Raw genomic sequence first — 13,713 nt, forward strand, 5'->3', positions numbered from 1 at the left:
AAGGCTGCTGTCTTGCTAAAGTATTTCAAATCTTTAACAAGACAGCAGCCTTTTGTTTGATATTACATAATTAGTAAATAAGAGATACGTTATGTTCTTTTAATGATTTTATATATTTTTCGGATGGTTTTACATCTGTAATAAGATAATCTATATCTGAAAAAGTAGCAAATGTATATAAAGATAATTTATCGAATTTTGTGCTATCAGCCATCATATAGATAGTTTCACTGTTTTCAAAGATGCATTTTTTAATAGCTATTTCGGAATCTCCAGAATTAGAAAAACCTTTGTTTATGGATAAACCATTACAACTTATGAAAGCTTTATTGATGTTAATGGATTTTAAAGAATCAATAGTTTGGATACCGACAGTTGATTGAGTGAAATAATCTATTTTCCCGCCGATGAGTATAATATCTTTGTTGCTTTTAGCGTCATTTGTTGCAACTAAAAGATTGTTGGTTACAATTGTTAAGTTTGGAATGTTTTTTAAATGTGGCAATATGTGAAACGCAGTTGCGCCAGAGCCTATATATATAACGTCATTAGGTTGAATAAATGAAGATGCAAGTATACCGATATAGTCTAATTTTTGAGAGATATCATTAAGGTTACTGTGACCGTCTTCTTTATAGTTTAAACTGCTGTCTTTTGAAGCGGAGGTTCCGGAAACAGTGGTAACCCCGCCATAGACTTTATGAACAGAATGGTTTTGAATCAAGGTGTTAATATCTCGTCTTGCAGTACTGAGTGAAATATTGAAATGCTTGCAAATATCTTCATAGCTACAAACTTGATGGCTTTCTATAAATTCTAAAATCAAATTTAATCTTTGAGCTCTCATAATGTTACCCTCGTTTTTTTATTTCAATTGTATCTATAATATCATACTACAATTTTTGAATCAATATATATCTAAAAGTTTGTTATTAAATTAAGATGTAGTCATAAAAACGTGTTAAACCAATAATGCGGTAGATAAGACAGTTATGTTTGTTTTAAAAAAAACGAAAAAATCAATATATTGTCATAATATGGTCAAAAATGGACGTAATGAAAGAAATAAGCACGGGAATAATTGAAAAATGGAAGGGAAAATACCACACAAAATCAAAAGATGATCAATAAATGATAAAAAATAGACAAAACGAGAAAGAATAAAATGTTAAAAACGACGAAAAAAAGACTTGGTTAAGAGAAAGTATTGACAATATTAACGATGATGGTAAAATTTAAATTAAAAGATGGTCAAAATCTTACCGGTAAGAACAATGAAGGAAGGAGGAACTATGAAATTAGTTGGAATAGGAGATTTACTTATCCCAAGTGAATATATTAAAAAGGGATTTGAAGAATTTAAAAATATTGGAATAGATGTTGAAACAATATCTTGGGAGCTAAAAAACTATGAGGAATTACAACATATTAATTTATTAGTTGAACAAGGTGGAGCAGAAGTTTATCAAGTTCCGGATTATATTTTAGAGGCGACGAAAGAGGCAGATATTATTATTACGCAATTTTGTACCATTACAGAAGCTTTAATCGACAATTGTAAAAATTTGAAAGCAATTGGGGTACTTAGAGCAGGAACTGAGAATGTAAATCTGGAATACGCAAGTGAAAAAGGAATTCTTGTTTTCAATACGCCAGGGAGAAATGCAAATGCTGTGGCGGACTACACGGTGGGAATGCTGTTATCGGAATGTAGAAATATTGCAAAAAGTCATTATGAATTAAAGACAGGTAATTGGATTAGAGATTATACAAATGCAGCGTATGTGCCTGATTTGGAAGGAAAAACAGCTGGAATAATAGGATATGGAAATATAGGGAGTAAAGTAGCAAAACGACTTCGGGCATTTGACATGAATATTATTGCTTATGATCCGTATTATGAAGGTGATGAAGTTACAATGGTTTCTCTGGAAGAACTTATGAAATCGTCAGATTTTGTTTTAGTTCATTATCGACTTACTTCGGATACGAAGCATATGATTAATAAAGAAATGCTTGAACTTATGAAACCTACAGCGTATCTGATTAATACAGCTCGTTCTGGATTGGTGGATGAGAATGCATTGGTTGAAGTGTTAAAAGCTAAAAAGATATTTGGAGCTGCAATTGATGTGTTTGAAAAAGAACCACCAGGAATAGATTACCCTTTAGTTCAATGTGATAATGTTACGATTACTCCTCATATGGCAGGTGGAACAAAAGATGCCTTTCTAAATTCACCAGTATTACTGGCAAGAGAAATGAAAAATGTCTTTTGTGGAGAAACTTCAAATTTTTTACTTAATGCAAATAAATGCATTGGAAATGAATTGTTATAGGAGAGAATGAAATGGATTATGAATTAAACGGAAAGGTTGCGATTGTTACAGGAGGCGGTAGTGGATTAGGTGCTGCAACTGTTGAATTATTATTACAAGAAGGAGCTAATGTAGCAATCAGTTATATTGTTGACGAAGAAAAAGTACTTGCACGTGTAAAAGAACTAAATGAAAAATATGCTGGAGATGTAATAGCGGTATATAACGATGTGTCTAATCAAGAAAGCGATGAGGAATTAATTGCAAAAGTATTAGATAAATTTGGGAAAATAGATATCCTTATCAATAGTGCGGGAATATGGCCGACTGCATATGTTAAAGAAATGAAATTAGAAGCATTTAGAAAAACACTTGATATTAACCTGTTGGGTCCATTTATTTTATCAAAAATTTTAATAAATCAATGGATTGATAATGGACAGCGAGGAAAAATTATCAATGTTGTTTCTCAGGCAGCTTTTCATGGTTCTACTTCTGGACATGCGCATTATGCTTCTTCGAAAGCTGGATTGGTAGGATTTACGGTTTCTCTTGCTAGGGAAGTAGCACCTTATGGAATAAATGTAGATGCTGTAGCACCTGGTATAATGAGATCGCCTATGAATGAAGAAGTATTGCAAGATCCAAAACGTGTGGATGCTTATTTAGAAAGAATTCCGTTAAGACGTGTTGCAGAACCGGTTGACGTTGCTAGAACAATTCTTTTTTTGGCATCTTCACAGGCGGATTATATTACAGGGGCAACTATTGATGTAACAGGTGGAATGTTGATGAGATAGGAGGTAGAAAAATGGCATTAGTAAATTTAAATAGAATTTTGGCAGATGCGAGAGAAGGACATTATGCAATACCGGCGTTCGATGTATGTAGCTATGAAATGGCAAACGCGGTTATTGAAGTTGCAGAGGAATTAAAATCTCCTGTCATATTTCAAGGATTAAAAGGGGATTTGACGGATGATGCGTTTGATATGATGTCTGTAATAATGAATATTTTGGCTAAGAAATCAAAGGTGGATGTTTGTATACATCTTGATCATGCAAAAGAATTTGAGTTAATCAAAAAAGCTATTGCGCAAGGTTATACTTCGGTAATGATTGATGCTTCACAGCAGCCTTTAGAAGAAAATATTCGTCTTACGAAAGAAGTGACAGAATATGCACATATGTATGGTGTTTCAGTTGAAGCAGAACTGGGGCATGTTGGAGATGGAATAGTTGGAGATTCTGAAAATGCGGTGCAAAGTGGAAGTGAAGGTCATGAAAGTGCTTTGACTAAAGTAGAAGATATGGAAAGATTTATTTCTGAAACAAATGTAGATGCTCTTGCGGTGGCAATTGGCACATCGCATGGTGTGTATAAAGGTGTTCCTAAGTTAAATTTGGAATTAATGGATGAGCTTAATAAACATTCTGAGATTCCACTTGTGATGCATGGTGGGTCTGGTACACCGGAAAAGGATCTTTTGAAATCTATCGAACTTGGAATGTGTAAGATTAATATTTTTTCCGATATTTTAAAGGGTTATTACACAGGAATGAAAGAATTTTTAAATGAAATAGATAATTTATCTGTTTGGCCTTCTGTAGGCAATAAGAGGGCTGTGGAATATATGAAAAAAGTAATAAGAGAAAAATATGAGTTATTTGGTTGCATTAATAAGAATCGATAATTGAATAAAGGAGAAAGTATATGAAAAAAAGAATTTGTTTAATGTTAACATGTGTATTATTGGTCGTAAGTTTGGTGGGGTGTGGTAGTAAAGGAAATTCTGCTTCAGACAATTCGGATAAAAAGAGCGAAACTACAACTTTGAAAGGTAGTTCAGATGAAAAATATTATATGTGTGTTCCTATTTCAGGTGTGGAATATTGGTTTCCTGTGTTTCAAGGAATGAAAGATGCAGCAAAAGCACTTGGCGTAAATTGTTATTATATGGGAACTCCAGAATATGATGCATCAAAGCAGGTAGAAGTGTTTGATCAGATTCTTGCGATGAATCCTACGGGAATTCTTGTACATCCAATAACAGCAGAAAGTTTTGTCGATCCAATACAAAGAGCTGTTGATGCAGATGTAAAAGTAGTTACATTTGCTGCTGATTCACCGGATTCTGCAAGAACAGCATATGTTACTTCAGACAATACTAAAGAAGGAAATACAGCGGCCGAGAATATTGCACAGGCGTTGGGTGGAAAAGGTGAAGTTATGATTATGCGGAATCCTGGACAGACAAATCATGAAACAAGATGTGATTCCTTTGTTACATATATGAAAGAAAACTATCCAGATATCAATGTGGTGGCAGAAGAAATTTCCGGTCAAGATGCAGATAAAACATATCAGGCAGTTATGACAGTGGCGCAGGCACATCCTGATTTGGCAGCAGTATTTACTCCGGAGGCAACATCGGCAGTAGGAGCTGCACAGGCAGGTATTGAGCTTGGCGGTGGTAAACAAAAATTATTAGTTTCGTGTTGTGATACATCAGAACAGGTTTTGGATTTACTAAAAGATGATAAATTTTTTGCAGCAATTGCTCCGGATCAATATTTGCAGGGTTATATTGCAATGTTAAATTTGTTTTTCTCAGCACATAATGAGATGTTAAATCCAATGAATAGTAGAGCAAATGATGGTGAGAATTTATGGCAGGTTCCATATTGTGACAATGGTTTGTCAATCGTTACAAAAGAGAATGCTGATAGTTTTTATATTAAGAATTATTGTAAGCAAGTAGGGGTTAAGGATGTTGATGAAATGTTAAGCCCTTACGAGGTAGAATAGAGCACCCTTATAGTCTCCACGTCACGATTTGTAGCGTGGAGACTAATAATACAAAAGGAGGGAGAACTACACTATGGCACTGCTGGAGTTAAAACATATATCAAAAAAATTTGGGAAAAATGTTGTGTTGAATGATGTGAATTTTAAACTTGAAAGTGGAGAAGTTCATGCGCTCTTGGGAGAAAATGGAGCGGGTAAATCTACTATGCTAAATATTATAGGTGGTTTGTTTCACGCAGATGGTGGAGAAATCTTTATTAATGATGAAAAAGTAGATATTTCAAATATTTCTAAGGCCAAGGAACTAGGGATAGGATTTGTTCATCAAGAAATCGAATTGTGTCAAGACGTGACGGTGGCAGAAAATATTATGATGGCATCTATATGTGACGGAAAAACATGGACTGTAAATTATAATAAAATTACTGAAGAAGCAAGAAAAATATTGGAACCATTGGTCGGAGATGCAATTGATCCGCAGGCATTGGTATCTGATTTACCAATTTCAAAACAACAAGTTGTTGAAATTGCAAAAGCAATTTCATATCGGTGTAAAATCTTGTTGTTAGATGAGCCAACAGCTGCTTTGTCAGAAAATGAGACGGAGTCATTATTCCGGATTATGAAAAAGCTTACGCAAGAAGGTATTGGAATAGTTTTTATTAGCCATAGGATGTCGGAGATATTTGAGCAAAGTGATAAGGTAACAGTACTTCGAGATGGAAAAATTATTTCCAATTATTTGTCTAAAGAAGCAAAAATGGAACAATTAATTAAGGATATGGCAGGGCGTGAAATCTCAGATATCTACCCACAAAAACCAGAAACAATTGAATATAAAGATGAAAATATTTTGCTTCGGGTTAAAAATTTATCGGATAAAAAAGAACGGTTTCGAGATATTGACTTTACTTTGTATAAAGGGGAAATATTAGGGGTTGCGGGACTTGTTGGTGCTGGACGAACAGAAATTATGCAAGCAGTTGTAAATCTTAGAAAAAGAAAAGCTGGAGATGTTATTTTACTTGGAGAAAATATTAATAAATTATCAACAGCACAGATCTATAAAAAGGGATTGATTTTACTCAGTGAAGATCGTAAAAAGAGTGGACTTTATATGGAGTATTCTATTGCATCTAATATATCTTCTACTTATCTTGAAGAAGTTTCTAATGGACATTTTATAAAAAATAGTAAAGAGCAAGCCCTCGCAAATGCGAAAATAAAGGAACTTTCTATTAAATGTAGAGGAGCAAATCAAATTGTGGGGACTTTGTCAGGTGGAAATCAGCAAAAAGTATTGCTAGGAAAACTTTTGGCGAAGGCGCCAAAGGTAGTAATACTTGATGAGCCAACCAGAGGTGTGGATGCAGGGGCAAAGGCCGAAATCGGGAAATACATTCGTAATCTTGCAGATACTGGAATAGGCGTGATTATTATTTCTTCAGAAATGAATGAATTATTAGGATTATGTGATCGTTTGATGTATATCGATATTGATGGTGATCAAGTGAAAGAAAAGGTAAAAGATCCTTTTGATTCGGATCAAATAATTTATTATATTTCCGGTGCTTATAAATACGAGGAGGTAAGATAATGGAGAAAAAAGAGTCTGGCAAAGGATATTTAAAAAAACTATTTGAAAAAAGAGAAACGATGCTGGCATTAATTGTAATAGTATTATTTGTAGTATTAAGTATTACGAATAGTAATTTCTTGAAATGGTCAAATTTGAAAGTTATTATATCTAGTTTGTCTGTAGATGGAATAATTGTTATAGGTATGACGATTATTCTGATATCAGGAGGAATCGATCTTTCTGTTGGTTCTACCATGTGTCTTGCAATGACGGTTGCGGCGTTGGGTGTGAAATCGGGTATAAATCCTTGGATTGCGAGCTTGATAGGAATTGCTGCAGCAGGATGTTTTGGAATATTACTAGGTTTATTGGTGACAAAACTTCACTTAACACATTTTATAGTATCTCTTTGCTTTATGGGAATTGCGAGAGGGCTAGTATATATTCTGACAAGTGGGTCTCCGATTTCCTTAGTTCAAGAGTTAAAGGAACATGCGTCTTTTGCCTTTTTAGGGCAAGGTACTATTGGAACTTTTCCAATGGCACCTGTATGTTTTATTATAATTGCTGTTATCAGTGGGATATATGTAAAAAAATCATCAGGAATGCGTAAAGTATTTTATACAGGAAGTAATGAAAATGCTGCAAGATATTCTGGAGTGAAAACAGATAAGATTAAAATATTAGCGTGCATAGCATGTGCAGTACTCGCTGGTATAGCAGGAATCATATATATGATTCGCTATTCAGGTGTAGCAGTAAGTGCGGGACAAGGTGGAGAAATGGTGGCGCTTTCTGCAGCTGTAATTGGTGGTGCTAGTATGAATGGTGGAAAGGGATCGGTTATGGGATCTGTACTGGGCTTAGTTTTTATTGTACTGATTCAGGATGCGTTAACATTGATGATGGTTCCTTCTTATTGGCAAGATTTTGTGAAATATATGATTGTTCTTCTTGCTGTATGTTTAGATGGCATTTCTTTGAATCGTTCTTTTGCGGCTTCAAATAAGTAGGAATTGTTTGTTTTTTCTAGAAAGGGGCAAGCTAAATGAAATATTATATGGGGATTGATATGGGCGGAACGATGGTAAAAGCTGCCATTTTCAGCCAGTTTGGTGAAGAGATTGCTGTCAGTGAACAAAAGCTAAAAGTGATTTACCCAGGAAAAGAAATGGTAGAACGTGATGTATATGAGGCAAAAAAAGCAGTATACCATGTAATAAAAATGGTAATTCAAAAAAGTCAAATTGAAAGTAGTGCTATTGGAGGGATTGGGGTTACTGGACAAGCTAATGGAATGTATTTGTTCGATCAAAACGGTAATCCTGCAAGAAATGCTGTTTTAAGTAGTGATACAAGAGCAAAAAAATATGTTAAAAAGTGGAATGAAAATGGAACATGGAAATCTATATTACCTAAAATACGTCAACAGATATGGGCGGGAAATGTTCCGGCATTACTTGCATGGTTTCAAGATCATGAACCAGAAAGTTTGGAAAAAGCTTCTGTGGTTGTTACGGCAAAAGATTATATTCGCTATCTCTTGACTGGAGAATTTGCGTTGGAAATAACAGAAGCGTCCGGAATTGCTTCTATGGATCAAGAGAAGAAACAGATTACCGAGGAAATTTATAGGGAATTAGGAATTGAAAAATGGTTGGATTTGTTTCCAAAGAGAATTCTGGAATGTACGGAAATAGCAGGGAGTGTAACGCCGGAGTGTGCAAAATTGACTGGATTAAAAGAAGGAACACCTGTTGTTGGGGGGCAGATGGATACAGGAGCATGTATTATTTCGACAGGAGTTACAGAAGAAAATCAACTGGGAATAATCGTAGGCACATGGGGAATTAATAGTATTGTAAAGAAAAAACCTGTTACAGATGAGAATATTTTTATGGTTTATAAATATTGTATACCTGAAATGTATTGTGTAATGGAAGGCAGCTCCACATCAGCAACAAACCTAGAGTGGTTTATTGATACTTTTGTAAAGGATTATGGATTGGAAAATGTTTATGGTTTTTGCAATAAACTGGTAGAAGAAGCAGATTATAATGATACTTTATTTTTCCTGCCGTTTTTATATGGTAGTAATGTTGGGCCAGATGCTAAATCAGCATTTATTGGTCTTGAAGCGCGTCATGGAAAAAAAGAAATGCTTCGAGCAATTTATGAAGGAGTTGCTTTTTGTCATAAGTATCATATTGAACGACTGAGGAAGTATATTGAGAAACTAGATGTTGTCCGTATGGCTGGAGGAGCAGCAAGGTCATCGGTATGGATGCAGTTGTTTGCAGATGTTTTGGGTGTTCCGGTAGAAATCTCAAAAGCGTCAGAATTAGGTGCCATGGGAGTTGCTATGGAAGCTGCTGTAGGGACGGGATTGTACCCGGATATAAAGTCGGCAGTTTCTGATTGGGTAAAAATAAAAGCAATTTATCAACCAAATCCAGAAAAAGTGAAATTCTATGAAAAGAAATATCAAGTTTATAAAAAAATTATTTATCAGTTAGATAGTATATGGGGAGAATTAGATGGATTAGAAGAAAAATAGTGGTCAAATAGAGAAAGTCGGGAGAATCAAATCATTCTCCCGACTTTGCAATACCCATTATTTTCCTAATAATTTCTTAGTTAATTTTTTAGCCTTCTTTTTACATTTGCCACAGGCTTTGCTAACCTTGGTGGCCTTTTTGACTTCTTTAAATGAAGAGGCACCCTGATCTATGGCGCGGGCGATATCACCTTTGGTTACCTTATGACAAGGGCAGATAATCTTATCTGGATTCATATTAAAGTACCAGAGAAGGAGCTGAATATACACGTGCTCCAAGCTCGCTATCCAGCATATACAGGCTCTTCGGATCGTCTCCGAATAACTCGAACTTCTTAACCAGATTATCAGCATTCGTCTCTTCCTCGCCCTGCTCCTTAACGAACCAGTCTAAGAACTGCATGGTACGGAAGTCCTTTACAGAATAAGCCGCATCATAAATCGTATGGATCAGGCTGGTCACATACTGCTCATGCTTCAATCCTTCCGCAAGAACAGCCTTAGCACTTACCAGCTCAACAGCCGGCTTGTCAATCGCTTCCAGTATAATCTTCTCCCCATTATTCTGCAGATACTGGATGAAAAGCATCGCATGGTCACGCTCCTCCTGCGCCTGGATCTTATACCAGTTACCAAATCCGTCCAATCCCTGGTCATAGTAATAGTTCGAAAAATCCAGGTACAAATATGCAGAATACAATTCCTTATTCACCTGCTGATTCAGCAATTCTACAACCTTTTTGTCCAACATGATAATATTCCCTCTTTCTGCTAATATTTATTTTCTTAAATAATAGCAGATTTTTTGTGCAAATTCCATATGGGGACGGGGGTTTTTTCATTTTCCTCCGTCCCAGATTAAAATATCCCTGTCCCCAATTCGATTTACCGTGTCACTTATTATAATTGAATTACCAGGAGGCAGTTGCGCAAGTGGAAGATATGATGTAAAATTGTCGGTATCTGGAAGTTGCACAAAAATTGTTGGAAGAATCTTAGTAGAAAGGAGCTGTGAACACATGCCTAATACAGAAGGTGCCTTGACAAAAGGTCCTATCTTGAATGTCCTGACCAGACTTGCATTGCCGATTATGGCTTCGGCTTTCTTGTCAACGGCCTACAGTATCATGGATATGGCCTGGGTCGGGCAGCTTGGCGGAGAAGTGCTTGCCGGAGTCGGCGTTGGCAGCATGTATATCTGGATGTCTCAGGGAGTGGTAACACTGCCGCGGATGGGCGGGCAAGTCTATATGGCGCAGGAACTGGGGCGGGGGAATCGCAGAGAGGCGCAGGCATATGCGGCAGCTGCGGTGCAATTATGTGTAATCTTAGGTATATTTTTCGGTCTGGTATGTGGGTTTCTCACAGAGCCTCTGGTGTCGTTTTTCCAACTGGAACATCAGGATGCAGTGAATGCGGCACATATCTATATTAAGATTGCCTGTGGATGGATTCTGTTTTCCTTTTTGGGGCTGGTGCTAACGGGCCTGTATACTGCGCAGGGAGATTCCAAGACCCCATTGAAAGCGAATTTTACAGGGTTAATGTTGAATATGTTACTGGATCCGGTCTTAATTCTGGGGCTAGGACCTTTCCCGGCACTGGGAGCTGCAGGGGCGGCAATCGCAACCGTTCTGTCTCAGATGATCGTGGTGGGAGTTTTGGTGGCAGGTATGCGGTTGGACAAATCCGAGGCGAATGTTCTGAGAAGTGTAAATTATATCCGTAAGATAGAGGCCTCTTATATGAAACGTGTATGCTTGATTGGCGGCCCCAGTGCGATTCAGGGGATAGTCTACTGCATGATCTCCATGCTGCTTTCACGGATGGCAGGAATTTTCGGGGATATTGCAATCGCGGTTTTGCGAGTGGGTGGTCAGGTGGAGTCCATATCATGGAACGTTGCAAATGGATTTTCATCCGCTATGAACGCATTTGCGGCACAAAATTATGGCGCAGGGAAGATGGGCCGCGTCAGAAAAGGATACCGGATCTCCGTGGTATCTGTGCTCGTCTGGGGAGGCCTGATCTCAGTAGTATTTCTTCTGTTCCCGAGAGAAATCTCCAGAATCTTTTTCCATCAGCCTGATGAGATTGCCATATCTTCCCATTATCTTATGATCATAGGCCTGGGAGAGGCATTTATGTGTCTGGAATTGATGTCAGTGGGAGCAATCTCGGGGCTTGGGAATACAAAGCTTTGTAGTATTATCAGCATAACATTTACCGCGATCCGCCTGCCGATTGCATGGATACTCAGCAAGACAGCGCTTGGATCAGATGGAATCTGGTGGGCATTTACCATTTCCAGTGTGCTGAAAGGGTTGATTTTCTGGAAAGCATTTTATGTAGAGACGTCCAAAAAGGAGCGTTGTCTTCACGAAAATTCTTCGGCTGGGAAGTAAAAGGTTGTGACAAAGATAGAATTGTGTTAATATAATAGAAGCAAAATAGCAAATATCAGTAAGTAAGAGAGGTGAGATTATGGACGGTAGTAGTGGTCGAAGTACAGACAAGGTATTCATATATTGTCAGAATTCCTGCGGCTATGGCCCGTTCGTATTCTGACTGATTTTGTTGTGAGAATTTATAGATGTATAGAACAGATGTAAGATATATGAGTACCATTGTCCGTTTCTAAAACTGTACTACATTGGCGCAAGGCGAGTGTGGAGCATGTCGTATTATAACTGACAATGGTATTTTTATGCCCATTTTTACTTATTATATGCTGTCTCCATGCCTGCTTTGCAGATTCGTAACCCGCATCAGGACTCGCAGATGGGTCTTGAATTGCACCATGGGTCAGGTGAAAAGGAGGCGTAGAACAATGAATACAAAGAAAATGAATTTGACAGAGATAAAAGGGCATGTACAGCACCCGGATTACCAGATGGAGATTGCAGATATCATCCGAAGCAATCTGACACCGAAGTTAATGCAGAAACGGCTTCAGGATTATCATGAAAATGATATTGCTACAGCGATGGAACTTCTGAAAAAGGATGAGCGTTACCGGCTTTATAGTATTCTGGACACGGAAACCCTTGCAAATGTAATGGAATATTCGGATCATCCGAATGACTATATCGGGGAACTGGGAATACGTAAAAGAATCGAAGTTCTGTCACAGATGGAAGTTTCGGCAGCGGCAGAATATCTCCGCCAACTGGAGAAATCGGAGCGCAATGCCCATCTTGATCTGATGGATGAGTCGGTCAAAAAAGAGATCATGCTGCTCAGCTCATTTGATGCAGATGAGATCGGAAGTAAGATGACGACCAATTATATTGCCATCCGGGCAGGGATCAGCGTACGCCAGGCAATGCGGGAACTGGTGGATCAGGCAGCGGAAAATGATAATGTCTCTACAATCTATGTGTTAGATGATGGCGGAATGCTGGCAGGGGCCATCGATCTGAAGGATCTGATCATTGCCCGTGAGAATACGGCGCTTGAGGCAATTACGATGACATCCTATCCTTATGTTTATGCGGACGAACAGATTGAAGACTGTATTGAACGGATGAAAGATTATTCGGAAGATTCAATTCCTGTACTGGATGCGAAGAATAGACTGCGAGGTGTACTGACCGCACAGGATATTACCGGGATTGTAGACGAAGAACTTGGAGAAGATTATGCAAGACTCGCCGGTCTGACCGCGGAAGAAGATCTATATGAACCTATGAAGAAGAGCATCGGAAAACGCCTTCCATGGCTGATCGTGCTGCTTGGATTGGGGCTTGTGGTATCCAGCGTAGTAGGTCTATTTGAGGCGGTGGTGGCAAGCCTGACACTGGTCATTTGCTTCCAGTCACTGATCTTGGATATGTCGGGAAATGTAGGAACCCAGTCCCTGGCGGTGACTATCCGTGTGCTGATGGATGAACAGATTACCGGAAAACAGAAGTTGTATCTCATCGCTAAAGAAGCGAAAGTCGGTCTTTGCAATGGCGCGATTCTCGGGATACTCTCCTTCGTGCTGATCGGATTGTATCTGCTGATCTTCAAAGGAGAACCGGCAGCAGTTGCATTTTCCGTCTCTATGTGTACCGGAATTGCATTGCTTGTATCCATGCTGCTGTCCAGCATCTCCGGGACAATCATCCCTATCCTGTTCAAAAAACTGAAGATTGATCCCGCGGTCGCTTCCGGGCCATTGATCACGACTGTCAACGACCTGGTCGCAGTTGTCACATATTACGGACTGGCATGGTTGATGTTGATGTAAGTGGAGGGGACGGGGGTTTTTTCATTTTCCTCCGTCCCAAATTAAAATAAGGGTGTCCCCAATTCGTTTTACCCTGTCCCTTTTGAATGGCTTTGGGTAAAATCTTTTATAGAATATATGAATCATTTTGGACTGTTTAGATTATATTGATTTTTACAATAAATGAGACTTATATATATAGATAATCGATTGGATAAAAAGATAAGATGATGCTATT

The 13,713-nt window shown here is 37.9% G+C and carries 12 protein-coding genes; 9 read left to right on the top strand and 3 right to left on the bottom strand.

Annotated elements, in window-relative coordinates:
- Positions 1 to 70: 70 nt before the first annotated feature.
- Positions 71 to 847 carry a DeoR/GlpR family DNA-binding transcription regulator gene (locus ACQRD1_RS13150; protein WP_427787751.1) on the bottom strand — a complete coding sequence of 259 codons (777 nt, stop codon included), beginning with the start codon at positions 845 to 847 and terminating at the stop codon, positions 71 to 73.
- A gap of 445 nt (positions 848 to 1,292) precedes the next feature.
- Between ACQRD1_RS13150 and ACQRD1_RS13155 the strand changes: the two genes are divergently transcribed.
- From ACQRD1_RS13155 to ACQRD1_RS13185, 7 genes are all read left to right on the top strand, one after another.
- The gene (locus ACQRD1_RS13155; protein ID WP_427787753.1) at positions 1,293 to 2,339 is read left to right on the top strand and encodes a 2-hydroxyacid dehydrogenase; all 1,047 of its coding nucleotides are present in this window, start codon (positions 1,293 to 1,295) and stop codon (positions 2,337 to 2,339) included.
- An 11-nt stretch (positions 2,340 to 2,350) separates the two neighbouring features.
- Positions 2,351 to 3,118, top strand: a complete 768-nt coding sequence (locus ACQRD1_RS13160) for an SDR family NAD(P)-dependent oxidoreductase (RefSeq protein ID WP_427787755.1) — start codon at positions 2,351 to 2,353, stop codon at positions 3,116 to 3,118.
- An 11-nt stretch (positions 3,119 to 3,129) separates the two neighbouring features.
- Positions 3,130 to 4,011, top strand: coding sequence for a class II fructose-bisphosphate aldolase (locus tag ACQRD1_RS13165; protein WP_427787757.1), 882 nt, complete (start codon positions 3,130 to 3,132; stop codon positions 4,009 to 4,011).
- A gap of 20 nt (positions 4,012 to 4,031) precedes the next feature.
- Positions 4,032 to 5,126 carry a substrate-binding domain-containing protein gene (locus ACQRD1_RS13170; protein ID WP_427787758.1) on the top strand — a complete coding sequence of 365 codons (1,095 nt, stop codon included), beginning with the start codon at positions 4,032 to 4,034 and terminating at the stop codon, positions 5,124 to 5,126.
- A 73-nt stretch (positions 5,127 to 5,199) separates the two neighbouring features.
- Positions 5,200 to 6,723 (top strand): sugar ABC transporter ATP-binding protein, encoded by a 1,524-nt coding sequence (locus ACQRD1_RS13175; RefSeq protein WP_427787760.1) that lies wholly within the window; start codon positions 5,200 to 5,202, stop codon positions 6,721 to 6,723.
- A complete protein-coding gene (locus tag ACQRD1_RS13180; RefSeq protein ID WP_427787762.1) occupies positions 6,723 to 7,718 on the top strand; it encodes an ABC transporter permease in 996 nt (331 codons plus the stop codon). The genes ACQRD1_RS13175 and ACQRD1_RS13180 overlap by 1 nt, the downstream gene beginning before the upstream one ends.
- Before the next feature lie 35 nt (positions 7,719 to 7,753).
- Positions 7,754 to 9,262, top strand: coding sequence for an FGGY-family carbohydrate kinase (locus ACQRD1_RS13185; RefSeq protein WP_427787763.1), 1,509 nt, complete (start codon positions 7,754 to 7,756; stop codon positions 9,260 to 9,262).
- Between the two features lie 57 nt (positions 9,263 to 9,319).
- Here ACQRD1_RS13185 and ACQRD1_RS13190 read toward each other — a convergent pair whose 3' ends face one another.
- Both ACQRD1_RS13190 and ACQRD1_RS13195 read right to left on the bottom strand, forming a co-directional pair.
- The gene (locus ACQRD1_RS13190; RefSeq protein ID WP_347375291.1) at positions 9,320 to 9,499 is read right to left on the bottom strand and encodes a (2Fe-2S)-binding protein; all 180 of its coding nucleotides are present in this window, start codon (positions 9,497 to 9,499) and stop codon (positions 9,320 to 9,322) included.
- 1 nt (position 9,500) lies between these two features.
- A complete protein-coding gene (locus ACQRD1_RS13195; protein WP_235231571.1) occupies positions 9,501 to 10,013 on the bottom strand; it encodes a ferritin in 513 nt (170 codons plus the stop codon).
- A gap of 268 nt (positions 10,014 to 10,281) precedes the next feature.
- On the opposite strand from ACQRD1_RS13195, the gene ACQRD1_RS13200 reads away from it, so the two are divergent.
- On the top strand, positions 10,282 to 11,667 hold the full coding sequence (locus ACQRD1_RS13200) for an MATE family efflux transporter (RefSeq protein ID WP_427787765.1): 1,386 nt from the start codon (positions 10,282 to 10,284) through the stop codon (positions 11,665 to 11,667).
- A gap of 425 nt (positions 11,668 to 12,092) precedes the next feature.
- Positions 12,093 to 13,496 (top strand): magnesium transporter, encoded by a 1,404-nt coding sequence (gene mgtE / locus ACQRD1_RS13205; RefSeq protein WP_347375293.1) that lies wholly within the window; start codon positions 12,093 to 12,095, stop codon positions 13,494 to 13,496.
- Positions 13,497 to 13,713: the final 217 nt, after the last annotated feature.

Origin of the sequence: Bariatricus sp. SGI.019, assembly GCF_050315235.1 — a bacterium.
GTDB lineage: Bacteria > Bacillota > Clostridia > Lachnospirales > Lachnospiraceae > JAFBIX01.